Source organism: Nocardiopsis sediminis (assembly GCF_042650565.1).
In the GTDB taxonomy this organism is placed as follows: Bacteria; Actinomycetota; Actinomycetes; order Streptosporangiales; family Streptosporangiaceae; genus Nocardiopsis_B; species Nocardiopsis_B sediminis.
The window spans coordinates 376,918-401,210 of sequence record NZ_JBHSBH010000008.1 but is presented as its reverse complement, the minus strand read 5'-3'; the positions used below and the strand labels follow the sequence as shown (position 1 = coordinate 401,210).

The following is a 24,293-nucleotide window of genomic DNA, read 5'->3' as shown; positions in this document are numbered from 1 at the left end:
TGCGCGGTTCCGCCCGGCGGTCAGCGGACGGATTTGACGCGGGTGAAGATGATCAGGCCGCCGATGAGGGCGAGTACCGCGCCGGACAGGTAGAGGACCGTGTAGTTCTGTTCGCCGCCGGTGGCGCCGATCGCGATGATGAACGGTGCGAGCAGCGGGGCGAGCCCGCTGGGGATCTTCTGGGAGAACGCGTTGACCGCCATGTAGCGGCCCGCCTCCGCTCGGCTGGGCAGGATGGCCAGGACGATGGCCTGGTCGACGGCGCCGAACGCGGCGATCGCGAGCTGCATCAGCAGGGCGCCGGCCATGAGGACCGGGAAGCTGTAGGCGAACGCCTCGACAACGGCGCCCGTGACGAAGAGCAGCGCCCCGATGAGGGTGAACAGCCTGCGGCGGCCCAGCTTGTCGGAGAGGTAGCCGCCGCCGACCGCACCGGCCATGGCCGTGGCCACGCCGACGGCGCCGATGACCGCGACCGTCCCCGCCACTTCACGCACCGGGAGGTCGAGCCGTTGGGCGTAGAAGAACGTGGCGAACGCCGTGTTGAAGTAGAGGCCCATGAAGAAGATGAACCGGCCGAGCCAGTTCCAGCCGAAGTCGGGGTGGGCGCGCGGGTTGAACGCGTAGCTGGCGACCAGCGTTCGCACCGAGACGCCCGCCTTGGCGGCCATGCCCCGCGAATCGGCCTCCCTGCCGATGACGAGGAAGACGGCCACGAGTGCTGCTCCGACGGCCCCGGGCAGCAGGAAGACGAGCGTGGTGCTCCACGTCACCGTGGAGACGAGTCCGATGCCGATGATCGGCGCCGCCTGGGCGCTGAGGCCGGTCAGGCCGGAGATCCGGCCGCGCTGCTCCTCGGGGATGCGGTCGGCCTGCGTGTTGAGGATGGCCTGGCCCACGGAGGCCCATCCGACCATGGCCAGCACCCAGCTGACACCCACGAGGGGCAGGTTGGGGGCGGCGGAGATCCCGCCGAGAGCCAGGAGGCCAAGGAGGGCGCCGCCGATCATGAAGGGGCGGCGGCGCCCGATGCGGGTACGGGTGCGGTCGCTCCAGACCCCGAGGAGGGGGCTGAGGAAGATGTAGGTGAACTGGGCCGTGCCGGTCACATAGCCCAGGACCTCTTCGCGGCCGGGGGCGAGGTCGTCGATGCGGACGGCGAGGGAGTAGGTCATCGGCACGATGTAGGCCATGGAAACGCCGAAGTTGGCGGCCACCATCCAGAAGATGAAGCTCGCAGGTGCCTTCTCCTGCGGCTGGTCGGCCTGGGCGGCGGGCGGCGGGCCGCCGTCGGTGGGCGGGCGGGGGCGGGGGGCGGTGGGCAGCGGTGCGGGGTCGGATGCGGCGGGCTCTTCCTGGGCGGACAGCGGGTCCTTCGGCATGAGGACCGCCTCCTTCGCAGCGAAAGGTGGGGGGAGCGGCCGCGCACGTCACCAGTCGTGGACGGTGCCGTCGGCGAGCCGGTTGTAGGGGAGATAGGCGCGGACGTAGGGATGCCGTCCGGCCTCGTCGAGGTCGAGTTCGACACCGAGCCCGGGCTCATCGCCGGGGTGGAGGTGGCCGTCGCGCCAGGTGAAGGACTGCCGGAAGACGGCGTCGGTGGCCGCGCCGTGGCGCATGTACTCCTGGATGCCGAAGTTGTGGATGGCCAGGCCGAGGTGCATCGCGGCCGCCATGCCGACGGGCGAGATGTCGGTGGGGCCGTGCATGCCGGACTTGATCTGGTACTGGGCGGCGTAGTCCAGCACCTTCTTGAGGTGGCTGATGCCGCCGGTGTGGGTGACCGCGCTGCGCACGTAGTCGATGAGCTGCTCGCGGATGATCTGCTGGTAGTCCCAGACGGTGTTGAAGACCTCGCCGATGGCCAGCGGTGTCGTCGTGTGGTGGCGCACGAGCCGCAGCGCCTCCTGGTTCTCGGCGGGGGTGACGTCCTCCAGCCAGAACAGGTCGTAGGGTTCGAGCGACTTTCCGAGCTGCGCGGCCTGGACGGGGGTGAGCCGGTGGTGGGCGTCGTGCAGCAGCGGGAGCTCGGGGCCGAACTCGTTGCGGACGGCTTCGAACACCCCGGGCACGTGGCGCAGGTAGGCGCGGGTGTCCCAGTCCTCCTGGTTGGGCAGGGCGCCGCGCTGGGCGGGCTCGTGGTCGTAGCGCACCCCGGTGTTGGCGGCGGAGGTGGCGTTGGAGGCGATGCCGTAGATGGAGTTGAGCCCGGGCACGCCGGTCTGGATCCGGATGGCGCGGTAGCCCTGCTCCTGGTGGGCGCGGACGCTGTCGAACAGCTCCTCGAGGTCCTTGCCGGAGGCGTGGCCGTAGGCGAGCAGCCCGTCGCGGGAGGCGCCGCCGAGCAGCTGGTAGACGGGCATGCCGGCGGCCTTACCCTTGATGTCCCACAGCGCCGTGTCGACGGCGGCGATGGCGGCCATCGTGACGGGGCCGCGGCGCCAGTAGGCGCCGCGGTAGAGGAACTGCCAGGTGTCCTCGATGCGCGATGCGTCGCGGCCGATCAGCAGCGGGACGACGTGGTCCTGGAGGTAGGCCACCACGGCGAGCTCGCGGCCGTTGAGCGTGGCGTCGCCCAGCCCGGTGAGGCCGTCGTCGGTGGTGAGCCTGAGGGTGACGAAGTTGCGGTCGGGGCTGGTGACGACGACGTCGGCGCGGTCGATGATCATTGGGTTTCCTCGCTGGTCGGTTTGCGGCCGCCGATGCGCCTCCAGCGCTCGCGGAGTGCGCGGGCGGCCGCCTTGGGGCGCCGGTCGCGGGTGAAGACGCCCTTGCGGTTGCCCTCCACCCGGTGGATGCCGTTGGAGGTCTGGAAGTCGGCGAAGTTCCACACGTGCTCGCCGACGACCTCGGGGACGCGGTCGAAGACGCGGTGGTACATGGCCAGGAGGGCCTGCTGGTACTCCTCGGTCCAGGGCGCGTCCCAGATCGAATGGGCGCCCGGCAGGGTGTCGGCGCCGTACTCGGTCATGATGACCGGCTTGGCGAACTTCCCGGCCCAGGCGCGCAGGTCCTGCTCCAGATAGGCTTCGGCGGCGGCGAGGTCGCCGGTGGCGACGTACCAGCCGTAGTAGCGGTTGAGGCAGACCACGTCGATCAGGTCGGCGATGCGGTCGTTCTCGGAGGTCGCGAAGATGACCGTGGCGATGGTGACCGGCCGGGTGGGGTCGAGTTCGCGTGCCAGCGAGATGAGCGGTTCGAAGTACTCGCGCGCGCCCGGCTCGTGCGAGGCCGGCTCGTTGGCCAGGCACCACATGACGACGCTGGCGTGGTTCTTATCGCGGGCGACCAGCTCGCGCAGGTGCGCGGCGTGGGCCGCCCGGGTCTGCTCGCCGAAGGTCTCGGGCGAGAACGTCGGTTGTGCGCCCTGCCCGGTGAGGCCGCCGGTGACGGCGAGGTTGAGCCCCACCGCGGCGGTCTCGTCGATGACGACGATCCCGTGCCGGTCGGCGAAGTCCAGCACCTCCTCGGCGTAGGGGTAGTGCGAGGTGCGGAAGGAGTTGGCGCCGGCCCAGTCCAGCAGCTGGAAGTCGTGGACGAGGTAGGCGTCGTCGTGGCCCCTGCCCCGCACCGGGGTGTCCTCGTGCTTGCCGAAGCCGGTGAAGTAGAACGGTTCGCCGTTGATGAGGAACTCGGTTCCCCGGACCTCGACGGTGCGCACCCCGAAGGGCTGAGGGTAGCTGTCGACGACGGTGCCGCCGTCGTGCACCTCGGCGACGAGGTCGTAGAGGTAGGGCGCTCCGGGCCGCCAGAGGGTCGCGTCCGCGATGCGCAGGCGGCCGGCCGGCCCCGCGCCGGTGGCGACCTCGGCGCCCGCGGCATCGAGCACGCGGACCACGACGTCGGCGTCGCCGGTGGTGGTGACGGTGTAGTCGACGGTTCCGGCGGTGCCGTCGACGCCCGTGACGACGGTGACGTCGGCGATCCGCAGGGCGGGGGCGCTGTGGAGCCACACCGAGCGGGTGAGACCCGCGTAGTTGTAGAAGTCGTGCAGGTAGGTCTGGGCGCGGCAGCCGTCCTGGGCCACGGTGACGGTGCCCGGCGGCAGCGTGGTATCGGTCAGCCGGTTGTCGACCGCCACGGTCAGCCGGAAGGCCTCCCCCGCCTCGACGTGGCCGGTGATATCGGCTTCGAAAGGGGTGTGGCCGCCGGTGTGCTCGGCGACGAGGGCGTCGCCGATGTAGACGCTGCCCGCGTGGGTGGCGGCGTCGAGGCGGACGAAGATGCGCTCCCCCGCCCAGCCGCGGGGGACGCGCACGTCGCGCTGGTACCAGACGCGGCCGACGTGGTCGCGGATCGCCTGGTCGGCGAAGAGGTCGTTGTAGCTCGCCGGTACGGCGGCCTCCAGCGTGCCCGGGAGCGGGCCGCTCCACGGCGCGGCCTCGGCCTCGTCGTCCACGGCGAACCGCCAGATCCCGTCCAGGCTGACCAGCTCGCGGGTGGCGGTGGGTCGGGGCTTGAGCATTGCGGCTCCTCCTACGCGGCGGTGCGGGGGCGGCCCGGAGTGGTCCGAGGGAAACACGGCGGAGCGAGATTTGGCAAGCGATTGCCAAAAGATGTTTCGGGAGCGTTGCGAATTCCCTGGATGCACGCCCTAGGCGTCAGAGGCCGCCGCGCCGGGCGACGCCGCCCAGCCACGCGAGGCTCGGCTTCGGATGGCGCTCGAACGTCTCGCGGTCGACGGCGATGAGCCCGAACGTCGGCTCCCAGTGCCCCCACTCGTAGTTGTCGAGCGCGCTCCAGTGCAGGTATCCGCGCACGTCGATTCCGTCCTCCAGCGCCGCGGACACGTGCCGCAGCGCTTCGGCGGTGTAGGCGATGCGCCGGGTGTCGTCGCCCGTGGCGATGCCGTTCTCGGTGACGAGCAGGGGGATGCCGCCGGTCGCCTCCCACGTGTGCCGCAGGGCGATGCCGATGGCGTCGGGCCGGTAAGCCGTGCCGACGAGCGTGTTGTCGGGGTGCGGCGGGTAGGGCTCGATGCCCTCGGCCGTCACCCACTGGCTCGAATAGGACTGCACGCCCACGAAGTCGTCGCCGCGCGCGCCCTCCAGGTAGAGGTCCTCCCAGATGTACTCGAGCTCGCGCAGCTTCGCCTCTCCGCCGGGGCGCGCGACGAACGCCCGGCTGGCGACCGTCCAGCCCACGGCGGCGTCCGTGCGTTCGCGGACGATATCGCGCACCGCGTGGTGGGCCTCCGCCAGGCGGGCGCCGACCTTGGGATCGGGCGGCGGGAGCGGCGGCCGGGGCCCTTCGTCCACGGTGGGGCTCTGCCAGTCGCCGGCCTGGCCCGACCGCATCGCGATCTCCAGGGTCGTCATCATGGCGAGCATGTTGGGCTCGTTCATGGTGGCCACCCACCCGACGTCCCCGAGGATGCCCGTGACGGCCGTGACGTAGGCCCGGAAGCGCTCGATGGCCCGGTCGCCCGTCCAGCCGCCCTCCTCGGCGAACCAGCGCGGGACGGTGAAGTGGTGGAGCGTGACCACGGGGGTGAGCCCGAGCCCGAGGGCGGTGTCGATCATCCGGCGGTAGTGCGCCAGCTCGGCCCGGGAGATGTGGCCGGGGACCGGTTCGATGCGCGCCCACTCGATGCCGAAGCGGTAGGCGGTGAGCCCGGCCTCGGCCAGCAGGCGCATGTCCTCGGGGTAGCGGTGATAGCTGTCGATGGCGTCGCCGCTGCGCTCCATCCCGGGCATGTGCCCTTCGCGGGCCCACCAGTCGCTGTTGACGTTGTTGCCCTCGACCTGGTGCGGCGCGGTGGCGGCGCCCCAGAGGAAGCCGGGCGGCAGGGGGGTCATCGTCGGGGGTCCCTTCTCTTCGGGGGCGGGTTTCAGCCGTGGGGGCGGCCGGCGGGCAGGCGGCGCAGTGCGTCCTCCACCCGGCGGCGGAAGTCATCGTCGCCGGCCAGGGCCGGGCTGAGGAGGGTGAGCAGGGCGGTGGGCGGGGACGGTGCGGCCAGGGCGCGCGCGATCTCGGCGGAGGCCGGTCCGCCGGCCGCGGGGTCCGCCATCACCGCGGCGATCCAGGCCGCCACGGGCAGGACGCAGCCCGACGCGGGCCGGGCGCGGGCGCGCTCGCGCTCGGCCACCGGGACCACGCGCAGGCGCAGCTTGGTGAGCGCGTCGTCGGCGATCTGGGCGAGCGGGTGCTCGATGCGCCGGTTGGCGAACCTCTCGATGAGGGCGCGGCGGTAGGCGGGCAGTCCCAGGCCGCCGGGCAGGTGGCGCACGGCGTCGTCCCACAGCCGCTCGACCGCGGCCCGGCAGGCGGGGTCGGCGATCGCGTCGGCGACCGTCCGGTGGCCGCGCAGGGAGCCCAGGGAGGCGAGCAGCGTGTGGGCGCCGTTGAGCAGCCAGAGCTTGCGGGCCTCATAGGGTCCGATGTCGCCGACGAACCGGGCGCCGGCGCTCTCCCAGTCGGGGCGGCCGGCCGGGAAGTCGCCGCAGAGGGTCCAGTCGGCGAACGGCTCGGCGACCACGGGCGCCGCGTCGTTCCATCCGGTCGCCGCCGCGATCTCACCGACCTCGTGCGGCCCGATCCGCGGCGTGATCCGGTCGACGGAGGTGGAGACGCAGGAGACCGCGCCGTCCACCCAGGCGGCGAGGTCCGGCGCGGCCTCCTCGGCGAGCCCGGCCAGGGCGCGGTGCAGGAGACCGCCGTTGTCGGGGAGGTTGTCGCACGAGACGACCGCCAGGGGCGGCGCACCGGCGCGGCGCCGCGCCTCCAGGCCCAGCAGCAGGCGGGCCAGCGGGGTCACCGGCCGGGCCCCGGCACCGCTGCCCCCGGCCCCGGCCGCGCGCAGGGCGGCGATGTCCGCGCGCACCACGGGGTCGTCGGTGTCGGGACCGCCGTCGGCGCGGACCCGGTAGCCGCTCTCGGTGATGGTGATGGTCACGACCGCGGTCCCGGGGGCGCGCAGCGCCGCTGCGAGCGCGTCGGTGCGCTGGCCCGGGTACACGGCGACGAGGTTGGGGACGATCTCGGTGCGGTCGCCCGCCGGGCCGCGTTCGACCAGCGTGTAGAGCCCGTCCTGCGCGGCGAGGCGGTCGGCCGCCCCGCTGCCGCGCCCGGTGAAGCCCGCGATCCCCCAGCCGGCGGCATCGGCGGCGTGGGCGGTGTAGGCGGCCTGGTGGGAGCGGGCGAACGCGCCGATGCCGAGGTGGACGATGCGCACCGGCGGCGCGGGAACGGCGTGGCCCGCGGCGCGCAGGGCGGCCCGGGAGAGGCGGGCGGCGGGCAGGACCGTGCTCATAGCTTGAACACCGCCCGCGGGATGGCGTCGACGAGGTCGTCGGCGATCCGCTCGGCGCGCGGCAGCGACAGCCGGCCCTGCCGGACCAGCCGGGCGAGGAAGGCGGCGTCGGCCCGGCGGGCGGTGTCGTGGCGGGCGGGGATGGACAGGAAGGCGCGGGTGTCGTCGATGAACCCCGATGTGCGGTAGAAGCCGGCGGTCTCGGTGACGGCCGAGCGGAAGCGGGCGATCGCGTCGGGGGCGTCGAGGAACCACCACGGTGCGCCCACGTAGACCGCGGGGTAGAAGCCGGCCAGCGGGGCCAGCTCGCGCGAGAAGGTCGTCTCGTCGACGGTGAACAGCACGATGTGCAGGTCGCGGCGGAGACCGAACCGTTCCAGGAGAGGGCGCAGGCCCTCGGTGAACGTGGTGGGCAGCGGGATGTCGTGCCCGGTGTCCGCCCCGAAGCGCTCCAGGGTGGGGCGGCTGTGGTTGCGGTGGACGCCGGCGTGGACCGTCATCACCAGGCCGTCGTCGACGCTCATGCGCGCCATCTGGAAGAGCATGTGCGCCAGGAACGCGCGCTGTTGAGCCGGATCGGCGGCGCCGGAGAGGACGGCCCGGAACAGGCGTTCGGCCTCGCCGGGGTCGAGGTCGGCGGTGAGGGGTTCGACGACGCCGTGGTCGGCCGAGACAGCGCCGTGCGCGATGAAGTGGGCCCGGCGCGATTCGAGGGCGGCCAGGTAGCCGGCGAAGGTGGCGGGCGCGCCGGTGGCGGCGAGCAGCCGCTCCACCCGGGCGGTGAAGCCGGGCTGGGAGGGGTCGAGGTAGGCGTCGGGGCGGAAGGTGGGGACGATGCGGCCGGGCAGGCCGGATTCGCGGAGTGCGCGGTGGTGGCCGAGGTCGTCGAGGGGGTCGTCGGTGGTGGCCAGCACCTCGATCCCGAAGCGCTCGAACAGCGCGCGGGGCCGGAAGGCGGGCTGCGCGAGCCGCTCGCAGATCTCGTCGTAGATGCGGTCGGCGGTCTGCGGCCCGAGCTCCTCCTCGATGCCGAGGACCCCCGACAGCTCCTCCTCCAGCCAGTAGCCGGTGGCGGTCCCGGCGAAGACGTGCCAGTGCTCGGCGAGCGTCCGCCAGATCTCGCGGGATCCGCCCTTGGGGGCGCCGGGGCCGATCCCCAGCGAGGCGAGGTCGGCCCCCGCGGCGTGGAGCAGGCGGGTGACGTAGTGGTCGTGGACGATGAAGAGTTCGGCCGGATCCTCGAACGGCGCGTCGGACCGCAGGAGCGCGGGGTCGACGTGGCCGTGCGGGGAGATGATCCGGCGCTCGGCGACGCGGTGGTAGAGGTCCCTCGCGATCGCCCGCGTGTCCGGTTCGACGGGCAGGAGCCGGTCGGGGTGAGTTCTTCGCAGGCCGAGCATGGACCCCATTGGAGCCCGCGGAACCACGTTTTGTCAATCGATTGCCATACGCGGTCTCGCGGGCCCCGCCCGGGCGGGAACGGGTCATCCGATCCCGAGCATGACCGTGCGCTGGTCGATCACCGCAGCACCAGCGGGAAGGGGTGGCGCGTCGTCACCGTCCACGGCACGCAGCCAAAGGTCGGTCCCGCGCGAGAAGAGGTCGTACTGCTTCAGGTCCTCCCATAGCCGGTACAGCAGATAGGTGCGGCCACAGGCACACGGCATCCCGGAGTAGGAGGACCCGATAGGACTCCGAACGTCACTGAGCCGGATACCCAGCTCGTCGTCGTCGGGATTTCCGCCCTTGACGACCTGGATCGTGGTAGTGGTGAGTTCCATCGTCGGGGGCATGCGGCCTCCTTGATAGGGCTCCAACGAGGAGCTAACTATACCACGCATTAATGCTAGGTATAGATACCAGGTATAGATACTCTATACTTCAGCGGAGACAGGAAGCGCGACCGAACAGAAGGACCACCCGTGCACGACAGGCTCGACCGGGGACCCGAGCGCCCCCTGTACGCACAGATCGCCGACCATTACCGCGACCGGATCACCCGCGGCGAACTCTCACCCGGCGACCGCTTGCCGTCGATCACCGCCATCGTGGAGAAGTGGGAGGTCTCCCAGCGGACTGCGCAGCGGGCGATCGAGACCTTGCGCGCGGAGAAACTCGTCACCGTCTCCCGGCCACACGGCACCCACGTCGCCCCCATGCGCGCCGCCCAGGGCGGACGCGACGTCATCGCCGAACCCACCGGCTCGGCCGACAGCGACGCCGTCGAAGTCCTCAGCGCCGACATCGTCGACGCGCCCGCTTACGTGGCCGACCTGCTGGGAATCGAGCCCGACGAAAGCGGCGGACGCAAGGCGAGCCGCCGCGAGGCCGTGACCTACCGGGGTGACACGCCCGTCCGGCTCTCGGTCTCGTGGGCGGCGCCGTGGGCGTTCCAGACCACTCCGGAACTCCTGGAACCGCGCCTGGTCAACGGCTTGAGGGCCATCGCCCGATCGACCGGCCGCGTCGCCACGCGCGGCACTGACGCCGTCGAGGGGCGAGCCGCCGACGAACGCGAGGCCGGACATCTGAATCTGCGGGTCGGCGCACCGATCCTGGCCGGAGCGTCGGTGTGGTCGGATGGCAAGGGGGCAGTGGAGTACCGCGAATGGGTGTGCCCTCCCGGGCACATCGTCACCCACGAATACGACGTCGAACCGCCGCTCGGCTGACCGACGCTCAATCAAGGGCTCCGACCGGCCCATCGAGCGCATCGCCGCGGCGGCGGGCTTCGGCACGGCCGCGAACTTCCGCGCCGTCTTCCGCCGCGAGGTCGGACTGCCCCCGGCCGCCTACCGCAGGTCCCACCGCCTGGAACCGGGCACCGCCGCCTGACCTCCTACCATGGGGGAATGACGCTCCAGCAGATGCACTACTTCGTGGCTGCGGTGCGTCATGGCTCGCTGTCGGCGGCGGCCGAGGCGCTCTACATCTCCCAGCCGAGCCTGTCGGAGCAGATCCGCCGGCTCGAACGAGAACTGGGCGCCCCCGTGTTCATCCGCACCAACCGGCGGCTGCGGCTGACCGAGGCCGGCCGGGCCCTGCTCCCCCACGCCGAGCAGGCCCTCACCCTCTTCGAGAACGCCCGCAGCTCGGTGCGCGAGATCCAGGCCCTGGAAGGCGGCCTGGCCTCGTTCGGCACCTTCAGCACCGCCTTCCAGTTCTTCCTGGCCGACGTCATCGAGGAGTTCCGCCGCCGCTACCCGGCGGTGCGGCTGCGCTTCCTCGGCCTCAACTCCCAGGAGGTCGCCGACGCCGTACGCGAAGGTGATCTGGAGGCGGGCCTGGTCCAGCTGCCCATCGACGACCGCGAGCTGGACGTGCGGCCCCCCGTGATGACACACGAGGTCGTGTACCTGAGCCGCGACCCTGAGCGCACCACCGCGCCGATGACCATCGAGCTCCTGGCCACGCGGCCGCTGGTGCTGTCGGAGGTGCGGTGGAGCGACACCGACCCCATCCGCCGCCAGCTGCGCGAACGCTCCCAGAAGGCCGGGGTGCCCCTGGAGCCCACGATCGAGGTGGAGTTCCAGAAGGCGGCGCTGGAGCTGGCGGCCCGCGGTGTCGCCGACACCGTGGTCTCCCTGCCCGCGGCCGACAGCCTCGGCTTCACCGGCGCGCTCTCCTGGTCCCGGTTCGAGCCGCCCCTGTACGAGACCTACAGCTTCGTGACCCGCAAGGGCGCGCGCCCCTCGGCGGCCACCCTGGAGCTGATGCGGATGATCCACGACCACCTCAACGGGCCGCTGCCCATGGGCGCCGAGCGGGTGCGCCCCGCTCGGCGCGCCCAGCCATAGGCTCACCCTCTCCCCTCCTACGGTGATCGGCTCTTCACCGGCCCCGGACCGCGCCCGGATACTTCACCACGACCGAGCGAACGAACCGGGTGAGGGAGAGCCGCACCATGTCCTCAGCAACAACGCCCCTGGGCACAGGGGGGCGCTACTGCGTCATCGGCGCGGGCGCGGCCGGGCTGGCCGCGGTGAAGTCGCTGCGCGAACAGGGCGCCGACGTGGTGGGCTTCGAGGCCACCGACAGGGTCGGCGGGCACTGGCATACCGACTACGAGGCGCTGCACCTGATCACGCCGCGGGGGTCGTCGGGGTTCCCCGACCGGCCGATGCCCGGGGACTACCCGCTATTCCCCCACCGCGACCAGGTGCGCGACTACCTGGTCGGCTACGCCGAGCACCACCGGCTCACCGAGTCCATCGTGCTGAGCACCCCGGTGACCGCGGTGGAGCCGCTGGACGGCAACGGGCGCACGGGCTGGCGCGTGCACACCTCGCGGGGGGACGAGGGCGTCTTCGACGGGGTGATCGTCGCCAACGGCCACCTGTGGGACCCCTCGGTCCCGCCGGTCGCCGGCGACTTCACCGGCCACTCGGTGCACTCCTCCGGCTACCTCAACACCGGGGACATCAAGGGCGACCGGGTACTGGTCGTCGGCTCGGGCAACTCCGGGTGCGACATCGCCGTGGATGCCGCCCAGGCGCGGTTCACGACCGCCATCTGCGTGCGCGACGGGCAGATGTTCCAGCCCAAGACGCTCCTGGGCCGGCCGCGGGCCGAGATCCCGTGGCTGGTGCGCCTGCCGGCCGCCCTCCAAGAGCGCGTGGCCCGGGCGCTGATCGGGGTGAGCCTCGGCGCACCCGAGGACTACCCGGGCCTCCCGGCCCCCGCCGACCGGCACCTGGACCGCAACCCGCCGGTGGTCAACAACCAGCTCCTGTACTGGCTGCACCACGGCCGCATCACCGCCGTCCCCGCGATCGAGCGCATCAGCGGCCGCGAGGTCGCCTTCGCCGACGGCACCCGGCGGGAATTCGACACCGTCATCTGGGCGACCGGGTTCGACATCTCCTTCCCATTCCTGGCCGAGGAGCTGCTCACCCGCAGCGGGCGGGTACCGCTGCGCACCGCCGGAGGCACCCTGCCGGTGGGGCTGGAACGGCTCTACTTCGTCGGCCTCGCCGCCCCGCGCGGGCCCCAGTTCCCCGTGTACAGCGCCCAGATGGAGCTGGTCACCCGCTTCATCGGCCTGCACGAGAGAGCGCCTGGACCTGGGCTGCGGCTGTCGGAGGCCGCGCAGCGCGTGCTGCCCCAGGACGACCGGGTCGACCTCATCCGCCGCCACTGGCTGGCCGACATGGACCGCGCCCACGCCTTCGCCGCCCGCCTGGAGCGCGCCGCGCGGCGCCACTGAGCGCCCCGCCCCCGCCGCCCCCGGCCCCGCCTGCACACCCCACCGAAGACAAGGAACCGCCGAATGAACGAGACCCCGCTCCGCGTCGTCCCGGGAGTGTCCACCGCCGTGGTCACCGGCGCCGCCAGCGGCATGGGCCTGGCCGTTGCCGCCCGCCTGGTGGCCGAGGGCTGGACCGTGCTCGCCCTGGACCTGGACCGATCGGCGTTGGAGGAGCGGGCGGCCGCACACGGCCCCCGCTTCCTGCCGCGCGCCGCCGACGTCACCGACCGCGGGCAGGTGGCCGACGCGCTGGCGGCCCTGTCGCAGGCGCCACCACTGCGCGCCGTGGTCAACACCGCCGGCATCTACCCGCCCACCACTCTCGCCGACTACACGCCTGCGACCTACCGGTCGATCTTCGACGTGAACGTGCTGGGCACGGTCAACGTGACCGCCGAGGCGGTCGAGGCGGCCCGCGCCCACGGCCTGGGCGCGAGCGTCGTCAACTTCGCGTCGGCCGACGCCTTCACCGTCTCCCCCGGCCAGCTCCTCTACAGCGCCTCCAAGGCCGCGGTGGTGTCGCTGACCAAGACGCTGGCCCTGGAGCTGGCCGGCGAGGGCGTGCGGGTGAACGCGGTCGCCCCGGGCTGGGTGGACACCCCGGGGACCCGGGGCAACGACCGGATGGCCGAGGCGCTCCAGGGCGTCCCGCTCAAGCGCGCGGCCGCGCCCGAGGAGATAGCCGAGTGGGTGCTGACCCTCGTCTCCCCCGACAACGGCTACATGACCGGGGAGACCCTGCTGATCGCGGGCGGCGCGGCCCTGCGCTGAGCCGCACGGCGGGGTCACGGTGCGCAGCCATAGGCTGAGCCTTGGGCAAGCCTCGGAAATCCGGCGTGGACCTGTGACGAAGGTCGCGTTCATGCTGGGCTCACCGGTTCTTGGTGTGGCGTCCACCTTGGCCGATCCGTCGAAGTGGTTCCGGGGGTGCGACGGTGCACCCCCGGACGCGGCCCCGCGGCCGCGCCGATCCCAAGGTGGTACGACGACAGTGCAGACCCACACAGAGCCGGCCGCGCCCGGCACCCCCGGCGCCGATACGGGCGCGGGGCGCGAGCCGACGTTCCGGTACGCGCTCTCCGCCGTCCTGATGATCGTCGCGATCCTGCTCATCGGCAGCCTCGCGTTTCAGGCGCAGATCCAGCTGCTGCTGTTCATTTGCATCGTCGCCCTGATCCCCCTGGTGATGCGGCTGGGCCACGACTTCGAGCGGACGCAGGCGATGGCCTTCGACTCCGTGCGCAACGTCCTGGGCCTGATCATGATCCTGGTGGCGGTGGGCGCCCTCATCAGCTCGTGGGCGGCGGCCGGGACGATCCCGGCGCTGGTGCGCGTGGGGCTGCTGATCGTCTCGCCCGCCGCGTTCCTGCCGGTGACCCTGCTGATCTGCATGCTGGTGTCGCTGGCAACGGGGACCTCGTGGGGGACGATCGGGACGGTCGGTGTGGCGATGATCGGCGTCGGCGAGGGCTTGGGGTACCCGATGGCCCTGACGGCGGGCGCGATCGTCAGCGGCGCCTACTTCGGCGACAAGATGTCGCCGTTCTCCGACAGCACCAACCTCAATGCGGCGCTGGTCGGTGTCGACCTGATCGCCCACATCCGGCACATGATGTGGACCACCGTGCCCGCGATCGTCCTCGCAGCGGGCGTGTTCACCGTGATCGGGGTGGGCCAGGCCGCCGGAGGCGCCCCTGCCGGCGAGGCGGCGGCGATCACGGCCGCGCTGGAGGAGAACTTCCGCCTCGGCCTGCCGGCGTTCCTACCGGTCGCCGTGGTGATCGTCCTGCTCGTGCTGCGCCGGCCGGCGTTCCCCTCGATCTTCCTGGGGGCGCTCGCGGGGTCGGCGGTGGCCGTGGTCTACCAGGGGGAGTCGGTGACCTCGGTCGCGGCGATCCTGTATTCGGGGTTCACCCTCGACAGCGGCTTCGGGCTGGTCGACGAGCTGGTGAGCGGCGGCGGGATCGAGTCCATGCTGGGGACCGTCGCCCTGTTCATGTTCGCGGTGGGGATGGCGGGGCTGCTCAACCACTCGGGGATGATCCTGAGCCTGATCCGCCCGTTCATGCGCCTGGTCACCACGCAGCGACGGCTCATGGTCACCAGCGTGATCCTGGTGCCGCTGCTCATCGCGCTGGGCGCCTCGTTCAGTTTCGCGGCGGTGATGGCGGGCACCCTGCTGGCCCCGCTCTACGCGAAGTTCCACCTCGATCCGCGCAACCTGTCGCGGGTACTGGAGGACACCGGCACCGTCAACGACCCGACCTTCCCGTGGAGCAGCGGGGGCGTGTTCATCGCGGGCACGCTGGGCGTCGCCACGCTCGCCTACCTGCCGTTCTACTTCTTCGGGATCTTCTCGGTGGTGATGTCGCTGGTGGTCGCGGTCACCGGCTGGACCGTGCGCCGGCTGCCGGATGCCCCGGCCACCGCCCCCGACCGGGCATCCACTGAGGCCGCCCCGGCCTGAGGACGCGCCGCGCCGGGTCAGTACACGGTGTCCTGCTGGTCGGGGATGACCGAGCCGTCGTCGCGCAGGACCGGGCCCAGGGTGCCGTCGGGTCGGGTATAGCCGGCGGTTGCGCAGGGGTAGGGATCGGTCTTGCGGTCCAGCGGCTCGATGAACATGGGGTTGATGAGCCAGCGGCCGTCGGCGTCGTCGTAGGCGCGGCACATGATCTCGTCGCGGTTGCGGTTGAGGACGAGGCGGGCATCGGTGGCGTCGGCGACGAAGGACACGTCGGTGTCGGCGTCGCCGCTGCCCAGGGCGATCCGGTTCGCGGGGTCCTGCCGCTCCCAGGCGGCGGGGCCCTCGACCCCGAAGATCTCCTGGTTGACCCAGCACCGCTTGCCCTCGATGTAGGGGATGTCGGCGCCCTGGCTGTCGGGGGTGCCGCCGCAGCCCTCGTTGCGGACGGTGATGCGGCCGCGGTCGTCGAGCACGCTGCGGATGGCGATGGTGTGCTCGGCGTCGATCCCGACCCCGGCCGACCATACCCGGGTCACCGGTTCGGAGCCCGCGGAGACGATGTAGACCTCGAACCCGGCGCGGTGCAGGGTGCGGATGAGGTCGCGCTGCTGGGGGTAGTAGCGCACGTAGCCGGGGATGGTGTGGGTCCCGACGGTCAGCGTGCTGCCCACCGGCGCCGCGAGGGCGCGCTCGCGGGCGGCGGAGGCGTAGGAGGCCAGCTGGTCGGGGGTGTGCCCGGCGAACAGCTGGGGGACCCAGGCGTATTCGGGGACCGTGCGGCGGTGGTCCCACTCCCCCGCGAAGGCGGGGTCGCCGTCCATGGTCGCCGCGTTCTCGCGGATCTCGAAGATCTCGTCGGTGCAGCGGGTATTGGTGGAGGTCGGCAGGGGTTCGCCGACGGGCACCTCCGTTCCGCACGCATCGGTCAGGGCGCGGTCGGCGGCCGGGGTGAGCCAGGCGCTGACGTCGCTCCAGCGCTCCGGCCGCAGGATCTTGTCGTTGTGGAGGGCCCAGGCCAGGGTGGCGTCGGTGACGTCGTTCTTGGTGACGGTGTTGTCCCAGTCGAACGCGGCGACGGGGCGCCCGCCGGGGTCGGTGCAGCGGCCCCGCTCGTCGATCACGCGCTGGAGGTCCTCGCGGTTGTCGCCGTACCAGGGCAGGCCGACCGACAGCCGCGGGCAGCGGCCCTCGGCCGCGAGCGTGTCGGCGGCGGAGACGGCGCCCAGGGGTGCCGCGGCGGTGAAGGCCAGTGCCGCGGCCAGGGTGGCTGCGGCGCGAAGCGGTCGGGTGCGCATCGGGATGGGCCTCCTGTCGCCGTCGGGCGAGGGCCGGGGGCGTGTCCGGTGCGCGCCGCCGTCCGCCGTAGCCGCAACCTACATCTTCGGCGCATACCGGTCGCATAGGACACGCCCGCAGCCGTCACGCCCCGTCGGCGGTGGCGGCGACGAGTTCGAGGGTGCGCAGCCGCGCCTCGACGGTCCCGGCCTGGGGCGCGATGATCAGCTCGTCGGCGCGGGCGTGCTCGGCGAAGCGGTCGAGGTAGTCCTTGACCTCGCCCGGGTCGCCGACGGCGGAGTAGGTGGCCATCTGCATCACCTGCCGCCCGGCGGGCGACTCCAGCGCCGCGTCGGCCTCCTCGGGGGTGAGCGTGCGGCCGCGCGCCAGCAGCTGGGCGGCCATGCGGCGCCGGGCCAGGTGCGCCTGCTCCTTGGCCTCAGCGGTGGTCTCGGCCGCCGTGACGTTGACGCCGGCGATGACGTAGGGCTCCTGGAGCTGCTCGGAGGGGGTGAACTCGCGCCGGTAGGCGGCGACCGCGTCCTCCAGCGCATTGGGCGCGAAGTGGGAGGCGAAGGAGTAGGGCAGGCCGAGGGCGGCGGCGAGCTTGGCGCCGAACAGCGACGACCCGAGGATGTAGAGCGGGACGTTGGTGCCCTTGCCCGGGGTCGCGTCGACGCCCGGGATGCGCGAGTTGCCGGTCAGGTAGCCCTGGAGCTCCAGCACGTCCTGGGGGAAGTTGTCGGCCGAGGAGGGGTCGCGGCGCAGGGCCCGCATCGTGTTCTGGTCGCTGCCCGGCGCGCGGCCCAGCCCGAGGTCGATCCGCCCGGGGTGCAGGGTCTCCAGGGTGCCGAACTGCTCGGCGATGGTGAGCGGGGCGTGGTTGGGCAGCATGACGCCGCCCGCTCCCAGCCGGATCCGGGTCGTGTTCGCCGCGATGTGGGCGATGAGGACGCTGGTGGCCGAGGACGCGATGGTCGCCATGTTGTGGTGCTCGGCGTACCAGATGCGGCGGTAGCCCAGCTCGTCGGCGCTGCGGGCCATGGCCAGGCTGGTGTCGAGGCTGTCCCGCGCGGTGCCGCCTTCGGCGATGTGCGCCAGATCCAGGATCGAGATGGGGAGGGACACGGGCAGCGGCCTTTCATCGGGATGGGGCGGGATCGGCGCGTACCCGGCGGGCCGGACCGACCTGGGTCACCCTTTGCCCAACCGGACCGCGGCCCCGCTTATTTCCGCCGCCGCCCGGCGGGGCCACTCCGTCGGCGCCACGGGGCGGGCGCCCGGGCGCGGGCCGCTGATCTTGGGCCCACGGGCCCATGACGCCCGGAGGCGCGGCGGCATACGTTGGCGGCCTGTCCGTCGTCGTGGCGGCGGCCGCGCCGCAGCCCCCCACCGTGCCCGGCCCTGCCCCGGGCGCCGGCGTCCCACCGGAGCCGATCACCGATGCTGCACCGCATCCATGCCCCCGAACGCGGCGCGTCCCTGCCCGAGTACGCCGCCATCATCCTGCTGGTCGCGGGGCTCGTCGCCGTCGTCGTCGCGGGCGCGGGCCTGCCGGGACGCGTCGAGCAGAGCCTCGGCACCGCCCTGTGCACCGTGGAGAACCTCGGCTCCGCCGACTGCGCCGACCCTCAGGACCGCCCGGGTGGCGGCGCGACGCAGAGCGTGACGGGTGCCGGCGACGGCGCGGAGTGGCTGGTCCCTCTGGAGGACCTGCCGCGCCCCGCGGAGCAGGAGCGGCGCGGCGAATTCGGGCAGTGGATGCCGCCCGAGGACGAGGAGTGGTTCGAATTCGAGGACCGCGGCGACTACACGTGGGACTGCGGGAAGGTCTTCGACGTCGCCTGCAAGATCGGCGGCGGCTTCGCGCAGGGCGGCCGCGACCTCTGGGACGGCGTCGCCTCGGCTGCGTGCCTGGCCCACCTGTGCTCCCACGACGGGTTCCGCGAGAACTGGTCCGCCATCGGGCAGGTCTTCCGGCAGAGCCCGCTGACCACCGCGGAGCAGATGTGGGACGGGTTCACCGAGCCGTTCGTGGAGAACTGGCGCGAGGGCGGGCCGGGCAAGGCGATCGCCTACGGGCTTCCGGCGGCGATCGGCGGCTTGTTCAAGGCGTTCAAGCACATCGGCAAGAAGGACCTGCCCGACCTCCCCTCGGCCGGGGACGTCCGCGCCGACCTCGCCGATGCGCGCGACGCGGCCGAGCACGGTGACCTCGACGCCGCCGACGAGGCCATCGAGTCGCTGGAGGACAAGGTCGAGGACCTGCGCGAACGGGCCGATGCCGCCGGCTGCCCGATCGCCGCCCCCGCCCCCGGCCCCGGCCGGCCGGGCGGCAGCGGGGCGGTCCCCATGGCCGTCGCGGCACCGGCCGCAGGCCTGGTCCTCGCCGACGGCGGCGGCTGCGACGCCGCCGAGCAGCTCGCCCGCGACATCGGGGTGACCGGCGACCGGTCGCTGGAGGACATCGTCGCCCGCGAGCAGGAGCGGCGCGACTTCTTCGCCACCCGCAAGGGGCGGCGGGTGGCCGACCGGCTGGAGCAGCTGACGGAGCTGGCCGACGAGGCGGGGACCGCCGCCGACCGGGGCCGGGTGCGCACCGCGCAGCGCAAGGCGCGCCAGGCCGAGACGATCGCCGCCGACCTGCGCCGCCAGGCCGACAACGAGGAGGACCCGCAGCGCCGGAGCCTCCTGGAGGACGCGGCCGACACCGCCGAGGTGTCGCTGCTGCGCGCGCAGGACAACGCCCGCACGGCCGCGGTGACCGACACCATCGGGAACATGCCCGGAACGGGTCGGGGCACCTTCGGCCCCGACCGCATCGCCGACCTGTGGCGCCGGACCGAGCCGGTGATCGACTACGAGGGGCACGGCTCTCCGTACATCGACCACGCCAACACCGACCCCGAGACCGGCCGGCCCGTGCTGCGGGTGGACCGCGGCGCCTACAACAGCGACGCCGAGCTGTCGGCGGCGGTCGCCCAGGCGCTCATCCTGGACGACCGGGGCTACAACCGGGTGGCCGACGACGGGTTGCGCGGCATCACCCGGGACCGCCGCGGCGAATGGAACCGCGGCGACCTCAGCGAGTACGTGGAGGCGTCGCGACGCGCCCACGAAGAGGCGTACCTGGCGTCGGTGCGGACGCTGGAGATCGAGGGCGTCGACCCGGCGCACGTCGCCGACCCGGTACTGCGCGACGTCTACCGCGAGGCGCTCGGCTACGCCGAGGAGCACGCCGACGACCCCTCGATGTTCGACGCCAGGGGCAAGCCCCTCAAGGGCGACGAACTGACGGCGGCCCGCGAGAACCTGCTGCGCACCGGCATCTTCGAGGCGATGGGCACCCCGCTCGACGGCCTCGGCGGCAGGACACCCATGGAGGTCTTCGCCGAGGAGTACGAGTCCGTCTTCCCCCGCGGGGACGACGACTACTGATCGCCGACCGTGGCGGAGGGGATAGAGGTGCTCCCCCATCGCGTGGGGGAGCACCGTTCGGGGCAACGGCCGTGGTCGCGCGGGGCGGTGGCCGGTGCGGTGCGGATCAGTTGGTGGCCAGGCCGTAGGCGTAGTCGGGCGAGAAGCTGCCCGCGGGGCCGGCGCAGCCGTCGACCTCGCCCGGGGGCTTGACCCACAGATAGGCGTCGATCAGGGCGTCGCCGGTGGCGGCGGTGGGCGGCTCGCCGACCGCCCGGCCGGCGGGGTCGCACCACTCGCCGTCGGCCGCGGGGCCGTTGCCGTTGCGGCTGGTGTCGACGACGGCGCGCAGGTCGGGGTCGCCGAGCTGGGCGAGCACCGCGGTGGCGAAGGCGCGCTCGTCGTCGGTGTGGCGGTAGTTGGAGACGTTGGTGTAGATGCCGTCGGCGTCCTCGGTGACACCGGCGGCACGGAGCCGCTGGGCCTGTTCCTCGGCGTCGTTCCACGCCGAGTGCCCGGCGTCGAGGTAGACGCGGGCCTGCGGGTTGGCGTCGTGGATGACCCCGGCGGCGCGGGCGAGGGCGCCGTTGCGCTCGGCGAGCTCCTGGTCGTCCAGGCAGGAGATCAGCGCCAGGGAGTCGGGTTCGAGCACGACGAGCACGGGGTCCTCGCCCAGGCCGGCGGCGAAGCCGTCGATCCAGGCGTTGTAGGCGGGGATGTCGGGGGCGCCGCCCGCCGAGGCGCCGCCGCAGTCGCGGTTGGGCAGCTGGTAGGCGACGAGCGCGGGGACCTCGCCGGCCTGGGCTGCGGCGTCGGTGACCCGTTGCACGTCCTGCGTGACGGTCTCGGGCTCGTAGTTGGAGAACCAGATGCCCTGGGCGTGGGCGGCGATGCGCTCCTCGATCACGGGGCGGCGGTCGTCGCCGGGGTTGGCGGCGACCCACTGGGCGACCTGGGATTCGGGGTCGGCGAAGAACACGGTGTCGTCGGGCAGGTCGGCGGCCGAGGCGGGCGCCGCGGCGCCTACGGCGAGGCCGGTGCCGAGCAGGAGGACGGCGGCCGCGGCGGCGGTCCGGCGCAGCGGCCGGGGGGTGCGCCGCCGCGGGGCGGTGTGGGGGTGTAGGGGCGGGTGTCCGGCGGGGGTGGTGTCGGTGGTGGTCACGGCACTCCTTGGCGGGCGCGGTCAGCCCGGCGCCGCACGGGGGTGGTTGCGGCCGGCCCTGGGGGCTGCGGGCGGACGGCGCGGGTCGGGGGGAACCGGGCGGGGGACGGCGGCGAACCGCCGTGGTCGGCGAGTGCGAACTCGCCTGGGAGCGCTCCCACATCCAGCACGCACGTTACGCCACCGGAGCCGTTCTGTAAACGGGGGGTTGCACGAGGTATTGACGAGAAGAGGTGTCGCGGGCCACACTGGCGGCCGGTGCGACTCCCCATAAGCCGCACTGCCCCCGCCCTTCGCACGGCCGGACGCATATGAGCGAATTGGGAGCGCTCCCATATGCGTTCGTTCCCGGACGGAGGGCGGGGCCCGGAGGATGTCCCGGGCCGCCGCCGACCACCGTCAGCCCCAGACGCTCCCGAAGCCGGTGCCCCAGTTGTCGCCGAGGCTCTTGGGGTAGATGTCCCCGGCGCCATAGACGTGGTTGTCCCCGGTGACGTTGAGGTCGGCTGCGTAGGCGGGGGCGGACACCCCGATGCCCAGCAGGGCCGCCCCCACCACCAGCGCGGCGCGTTTCCACATCATCTCGGTCCCCTTTCGGACGTGGTCCCCCGGTCGGTCCGACCGTAGACCGGCCGCCCCGGGCCCGGTAGGGGAAACCGCCCGCCGTATCCGGCCAGGCCGGAAACGGCCTTTCGGGAACAGCCGGACGGACTTCCGTCAGGACGCGCCGTTCCCGGTGCCCGGCCGGGCACCGGGAACACGCGCTCCCCCGCAGATCAGGCGTCCTCCAGGCGGAACGGGTCGTGCTCGGCGATGAGGCGGTCGAGGCGGGCCTGGTCGACGCGGCTGGTCACCGCGGACTCCTCCTGCCGGTCGCGGATGCACTTGGCCAGAGTGAAAGCCGACGTCACCACGTAGAGGAGCCCCAGGGCGACGAAGGCCCGCATCCAGGGGTCGACCGGGAGGTAGACGGTGCCGACGAAGACGCCGGCCACGGAGATGCCGAAGGACAGGACGGACTGGACGAAGAACCCGGGTGTGGTCGTTGCGCGGACCGGTGGTGTGCTCATACCGCCATGCTCGTGCCCGCCGCGCCCGCGCGCCTGAGTACGCGTACCCGGTCCCGGTGGCCGGTTTCACTCAGGAGGACTCGGCGGCCCTACGCACACGGGCCCGCACCCCGGGGCCGGACGGTCGTCTCCCGGCCCCGGGCGACGAGCCCGGGCACAAGGCTCAGGAGCCCTCCAGGAGGTCGTCGGTCTTGCGGGCCAGCAGCGGCCCCAGCAGCTCGGAGTAGGTGGCGGTGAGGTGGTGGCTGTCGCGGTAGGCCAGCACGTTGCCGACCACCACCGGGCAGGACTCGTCGGTGCAGAAGCCCTCCGTGAGGTCAACGACCTGGGCGGAGTTGCCCGGCTCCTCGGCCGCTCTGAGCTGCGGGTCCTCGTGGGAGAAGGCCTCGTCGCGCGGCCGGGTGCACATGTCGCGGGCGGAGTCGTGGCGGGCCACGCATTCGGCGGGGCGGGCCTCCATCCCCGGGTTGTCGCGGATGGCCACGACCTCGCTGCCGGCGTCCTCCAGCTCGCCCCACAGGCGCGCCATGCCCGCGGCGATCTCCTCCTTGCTCTCCTCCTCCGATCCGGCACCGAAGGCGCTGGCGTCGGCGTGAGAGCTGGTGAAGACGGCGTCGGGCCGGACCTCCTCGGTCAGCTCCTCGGTCACGGCGGTGTTCCACTCGGGGCACTGCGGATAGGCGCTGTCCTTCTCCTCGATCAGGGTGTCGCTGAAGGGGCAGGAGGACTTGGTGTAGGTGAGGACGCGCCAGTCGCGCTCGGCGGCGACCGCGCGCAGCGCGGGCACCCAATGGGCGGCGTGGGAGTCGCCGACGATGGCGACCGTGGCCGCGGCCTCGCTCTCGTCGGGGCCGTACTCGCACGACTGCGGGGTGAGCGCGCGGTTGGGCGCCTGGCAGTCGTCGGCGTAGACGCTGGGCAGGTCGTCCTCGACGGCCACCGGGGAGGGGTAGACGGGTTCGCTGGGGTCGCCCTCGGGGGTGTCCTCGCTGAGGGCCAGCGGGCCCACGTGCACGTCGGGGTCGAACTCGACCGCCCGCAGCCACTGGACGCGCAGGTACTGGCCGCCGCCCACAGCGGTGACGATGAGGGTGGCGGCCATCGCGAAGGCGGCGGCGCTGCGGCCGGCGCGCAGCAGGCCGCCGTCACGGACGGGGTCCTCGACGCAGATCTTGGTCGCCCAGGCCAGGGCCAGAGACAGGAGGATCACGCCCACGCCGCCGAGCGGGGTCAGGGAGGTGCTCTCGGTGAGGCTGAGGGTGAAGACGATCACCGGCCAGTGCCAGAGGTACAGCGCGTAGGAGATGTCGCCGATGAAGCGGGCGGGGGCGGTGCTGAGCAGGCCGTAGGACGACCAGGGGGTTCCGCTCTCGCCCGCGGCGATGACCGCGGCGGCGCCCAGTACGGGCAGGGCCGCCGCCATGCCGGGGAAGGCGGTGGCGTCGTCGTAGGTGAAGACGGCCACGAGGATGGCGCCGAGTCCGGCCCAGCCCAGGGCCCAGCGCATCCGGGCGGGCAGCCCCCACCGGCTGAGGGCGATGGCGAGGACACCGCCGACCGCCAGCTCCCACATCCGGGTCTGCGGCAGGAAGTAGGCCGCCTGCGGGTCGGAGGCGGTCAGCAGCACGGAGCAGGCGAAGGACACCGCCAGCACCGCCGCCGTGGCCGCCAGGATGACGCGGTGGCCGCCGCGGCCGCGCCGCCCCAGCGCGGCCCAGCCCACGAACAGCAGCGGCCACACCAGGTAGAACTGCTCCTCCACGGCGAGCGACCAGTAGTGCTGCACGGGGCTGGCCGCGGCCTCGGCCGCGAGGTAGTCGACGGCCTGCTGGGCGAGGTAGAGGTTCTCCACGTAGGCGGCGCTGGCGATGAGCTGGCCCGCTGTGTCGAGCAGGCGGGGCGAGGGCAGCAGGGCGAACGCCGCCGCTCCGGTGACCAGCAGCACGAGCGTGGCCGCGGGGAGGATGCGCCGGATGCGGCGGACGTAGAAGCGGGCGATGGAGACCCGCCCCTGGTCGCGCGCCTCGCGCAGCAGCAGTGTCGTGATGAGGAACCCGGAGATCACGAAGAACACGTCGACACCGGCGTAGCCGCCGGGGATCAGGTCCTTGTCGACGTGGTAGATGAGGACGAGCACGACGGCGACCGCGCGCAGGCCCTGGACCTCGGGGAAGAATCGGCGTTGGGCGGCGGCCGCCGGCGAAGCGGCGGCGGCGGATGCGGAACGGGTATCTGTCGTCACGGAGCGCATTTCCAGACGGCACGGGTGGGACAGGGCGTAGGGTCCGAATCCCCGGACGGCACGGGCGCCCAGGACCGGAAACCCCTATGTTGCCGTGATGGCGTCGTTATGAACAAGTCACGCAGCCGACATTTCTGAGCATTCTCCCAGAAAGTCATAT

At 72.9% G+C, this 24,293-nt stretch carries 20 protein-coding genes; 7 read left to right on the top strand and 13 right to left on the bottom strand.

Annotation, left to right across the window (positions count from 1 at the left end; all coding sequences use genetic code 11):
• Positions 1-20: 20 nt before the first annotated feature.
• The 7 genes from ACFOVU_RS13590 to ACFOVU_RS13560 form a co-directional block, all read right to left on the bottom strand.
• Positions 21-1,382, bottom strand: coding sequence for an MFS transporter (locus ACFOVU_RS13590; protein ID WP_378533476.1), 1,362 nt, complete (start codon positions 1,380-1,382; stop codon positions 21-23).
• 48 nt (positions 1,383-1,430) lie between these two features.
• Entirely contained in the window at positions 1,431-2,669 is a 1,239-nt protein-coding gene (manD, locus tag ACFOVU_RS13585) for a D-mannonate dehydratase ManD (protein ID WP_378533475.1), read from the bottom strand.
• The gene (gene uidA / locus ACFOVU_RS13580; RefSeq protein WP_378533473.1) at positions 2,666-4,465 is read right to left on the bottom strand and encodes a beta-glucuronidase; all 1,800 of its coding nucleotides are present in this window, start codon (positions 4,463-4,465) and stop codon (positions 2,666-2,668) included. Before uidA ends, manD begins: the two co-directional genes overlap by 4 nt.
• A gap of 136 nt (positions 4,466-4,601) precedes the next feature.
• The gene (locus tag ACFOVU_RS13575) at positions 4,602-5,798 is read right to left on the bottom strand and encodes a glycoside hydrolase family 1 protein (protein ID WP_378533471.1); all 1,197 of its coding nucleotides are present in this window, start codon (positions 5,796-5,798) and stop codon (positions 4,602-4,604) included.
• A gap of 32 nt (positions 5,799-5,830) precedes the next feature.
• On the bottom strand, positions 5,831-7,252 hold the full coding sequence (locus tag ACFOVU_RS13570) for a mannitol dehydrogenase family protein (RefSeq protein ID WP_378533469.1): 1,422 nt from the start codon (positions 7,250-7,252) through the stop codon (positions 5,831-5,833).
• Entirely contained in the window at positions 7,249-8,652 is a 1,404-nt protein-coding gene (uxaC, locus tag ACFOVU_RS13565) for a glucuronate isomerase (protein WP_378533467.1), read from the bottom strand. Before uxaC ends, ACFOVU_RS13570 begins: the two co-directional genes overlap by 4 nt.
• Positions 8,653-8,736: 84 nt before the next feature.
• On the bottom strand, positions 8,737-9,045 hold the full coding sequence (locus ACFOVU_RS13560; RefSeq protein ID WP_378533465.1) for a hypothetical protein: 309 nt from the start codon (positions 9,043-9,045) through the stop codon (positions 8,737-8,739).
• A gap of 129 nt (positions 9,046-9,174) precedes the next feature.
• On the opposite strand from ACFOVU_RS13560, the gene ACFOVU_RS13555 reads away from it, so the two are divergent.
• The 6 genes from ACFOVU_RS13555 to nhaC all read left to right on the top strand — a co-directional run bounded on the left by ACFOVU_RS13555 (position 9,175) and on the right by nhaC (position 14,967).
• A complete protein-coding gene (locus ACFOVU_RS13555; RefSeq protein ID WP_378533463.1) occupies positions 9,175-9,924 on the top strand; it encodes a GntR family transcriptional regulator in 750 nt (249 codons plus the stop codon).
• Positions 9,833-10,087: a helix-turn-helix domain-containing protein gene (locus tag ACFOVU_RS13550; protein WP_378533461.1), complete on the top strand. Its 255-nt coding sequence runs from the start codon at positions 9,833-9,835 to the stop codon at positions 10,085-10,087. The genes ACFOVU_RS13555 and ACFOVU_RS13550 overlap by 92 nt, the downstream gene beginning before the upstream one ends.
• Positions 10,088-10,104: 17 nt before the next feature.
• The gene (locus ACFOVU_RS13545; protein WP_378533459.1) at positions 10,105-11,049 is read left to right on the top strand and encodes a LysR family transcriptional regulator; all 945 of its coding nucleotides are present in this window, start codon (positions 10,105-10,107) and stop codon (positions 11,047-11,049) included.
• Between the two features lie 107 nt (positions 11,050-11,156).
• On the top strand, positions 11,157-12,458 hold the full coding sequence (locus tag ACFOVU_RS13540) for a flavin-containing monooxygenase (protein ID WP_378533457.1): 1,302 nt from the start codon (positions 11,157-11,159) through the stop codon (positions 12,456-12,458).
• 63 nt (positions 12,459-12,521) lie between these two features.
• Entirely contained in the window at positions 12,522-13,271 is a 750-nt protein-coding gene (locus ACFOVU_RS13535) for an SDR family NAD(P)-dependent oxidoreductase (protein WP_378533455.1), read from the top strand.
• Between the two features lie 220 nt (positions 13,272-13,491).
• Positions 13,492-14,967, top strand: coding sequence for a Na+/H+ antiporter NhaC (nhaC, locus tag ACFOVU_RS13530; RefSeq protein WP_378533453.1), 1,476 nt, complete (start codon positions 13,492-13,494; stop codon positions 14,965-14,967).
• A 17-nt stretch (positions 14,968-14,984) separates the two neighbouring features.
• On the opposite strand, the gene ACFOVU_RS13525 is transcribed toward nhaC, so the two are convergent.
• Both ACFOVU_RS13525 and ACFOVU_RS13520 read right to left on the bottom strand, forming a co-directional pair.
• Positions 14,985-16,262, bottom strand: a complete 1,278-nt coding sequence (locus ACFOVU_RS13525; protein ID WP_378533451.1) for a haloacid dehalogenase-like hydrolase — start codon at positions 16,260-16,262, stop codon at positions 14,985-14,987.
• Positions 16,263-16,386: 124 nt separating this feature from the next.
• Entirely contained in the window at positions 16,387-17,370 is a 984-nt protein-coding gene (locus ACFOVU_RS13520; protein WP_378533449.1) for an LLM class flavin-dependent oxidoreductase, read from the bottom strand.
• Positions 17,371-17,685: 315 nt separating this feature from the next.
• Between ACFOVU_RS13520 and ACFOVU_RS13515 the strand changes: the two genes are divergently transcribed.
• Complete coding sequence (locus ACFOVU_RS13515; protein ID WP_378533447.1) at positions 17,686-19,680, top strand: hypothetical protein; 1,995 nt, start codon at positions 17,686-17,688, stop codon at positions 19,678-19,680.
• A gap of 106 nt (positions 19,681-19,786) precedes the next feature.
• On the opposite strand, the gene ACFOVU_RS13510 is transcribed toward ACFOVU_RS13515, so the two are convergent.
• The 4 genes from ACFOVU_RS13510 to ACFOVU_RS13495 all read right to left on the bottom strand — a co-directional run bounded on the left by ACFOVU_RS13510 (position 19,787) and on the right by ACFOVU_RS13495 (position 24,142).
• Positions 19,787-20,821 (bottom strand): glycoside hydrolase family 6 protein, encoded by a 1,035-nt coding sequence (locus ACFOVU_RS13510; RefSeq protein WP_378533444.1) that lies wholly within the window; start codon positions 20,819-20,821, stop codon positions 19,787-19,789.
• A gap of 399 nt (positions 20,822-21,220) precedes the next feature.
• The gene (locus ACFOVU_RS13505; RefSeq protein WP_378533442.1) at positions 21,221-21,403 is read right to left on the bottom strand and encodes a hypothetical protein; all 183 of its coding nucleotides are present in this window, start codon (positions 21,401-21,403) and stop codon (positions 21,221-21,223) included.
• A 194-nt stretch (positions 21,404-21,597) separates the two neighbouring features.
• Complete coding sequence (locus tag ACFOVU_RS13500) at positions 21,598-21,891, bottom strand: YiaA/YiaB family inner membrane protein (RefSeq protein WP_378533441.1); 294 nt, start codon at positions 21,889-21,891, stop codon at positions 21,598-21,600.
• 163 nt (positions 21,892-22,054) lie between these two features.
• Complete coding sequence (locus ACFOVU_RS13495) at positions 22,055-24,142, bottom strand: acyltransferase family protein (protein WP_378533439.1); 2,088 nt, start codon at positions 24,140-24,142, stop codon at positions 22,055-22,057.
• Positions 24,143-24,293: the final 151 nt, after the last annotated feature.

Excerpts from the sequence above, each read along its gene's own strand:
- uxaC (WP_378533467.1), bottom strand. The coding sequence starts at position 8,652 with ATGCTCGGCCTGCGAAGAACTCACCCCGACCGGCTCCTGCCCGTCGAA.
- ACFOVU_RS13515 (WP_378533447.1), top strand. The coding sequence starts at position 17,686 with ATGCTGCACCGCATCCATGCCCCCGAACGCGGCGCGTCCCTGCCCGAG.
- ACFOVU_RS13505 (WP_378533442.1), bottom strand. The coding sequence starts at position 21,403 with ATGATGTGGAAACGCGCCGCGCTGGTGGTGGGGGCGGCCCTGCTGGGC.
- ACFOVU_RS13570 (WP_378533469.1), bottom strand. The coding sequence starts at position 7,252 with ATGAGCACGGTCCTGCCCGCCGCCCGCCTCTCCCGGGCCGCCCTGCGC.
- ACFOVU_RS13550 (WP_378533461.1), top strand. The coding sequence starts at position 9,833 with ATGGCAAGGGGGCAGTGGAGTACCGCGAATGGGTGTGCCCTCCCGGGC.
- manD (WP_378533475.1), bottom strand. The coding sequence starts at position 2,669 with ATGATCATCGACCGCGCCGACGTCGTCGTCACCAGCCCCGACCGCAAC.
- ACFOVU_RS13525 (WP_378533451.1), bottom strand. The coding sequence starts at position 16,262 with ATGCGCACCCGACCGCTTCGCGCCGCAGCCACCCTGGCCGCGGCACTG.
- ACFOVU_RS13545 (WP_378533459.1), top strand. The coding sequence starts at position 10,105 with ATGACGCTCCAGCAGATGCACTACTTCGTGGCTGCGGTGCGTCATGGC.
- ACFOVU_RS13495 (WP_378533439.1), bottom strand. The coding sequence starts at position 24,142 with ATGCGCTCCGTGACGACAGATACCCGTTCCGCATCCGCCGCCGCCGCT.
- uidA (WP_378533473.1), bottom strand. The coding sequence starts at position 4,465 with ATGCTCAAGCCCCGACCCACCGCCACCCGCGAGCTGGTCAGCCTGGAC.
- ACFOVU_RS13540 (WP_378533457.1), top strand. The coding sequence starts at position 11,157 with ATGTCCTCAGCAACAACGCCCCTGGGCACAGGGGGGCGCTACTGCGTC.
- ACFOVU_RS13590 (WP_378533476.1), bottom strand. The coding sequence starts at position 1,382 with ATGCCGAAGGACCCGCTGTCCGCCCAGGAAGAGCCCGCCGCATCCGAC.
- ACFOVU_RS13560 (WP_378533465.1), bottom strand. The coding sequence starts at position 9,045 with ATGCCCCCGACGATGGAACTCACCACTACCACGATCCAGGTCGTCAAG.
- ACFOVU_RS13500 (WP_378533441.1), bottom strand. The coding sequence starts at position 21,891 with ATGAGCACACCACCGGTCCGCGCAACGACCACACCCGGGTTCTTCGTC.
- ACFOVU_RS13535 (WP_378533455.1), top strand. The coding sequence starts at position 12,522 with ATGAACGAGACCCCGCTCCGCGTCGTCCCGGGAGTGTCCACCGCCGTG.
- ACFOVU_RS13575 (WP_378533471.1), bottom strand. The coding sequence starts at position 5,798 with ATGACCCCCCTGCCGCCCGGCTTCCTCTGGGGCGCCGCCACCGCGCCG.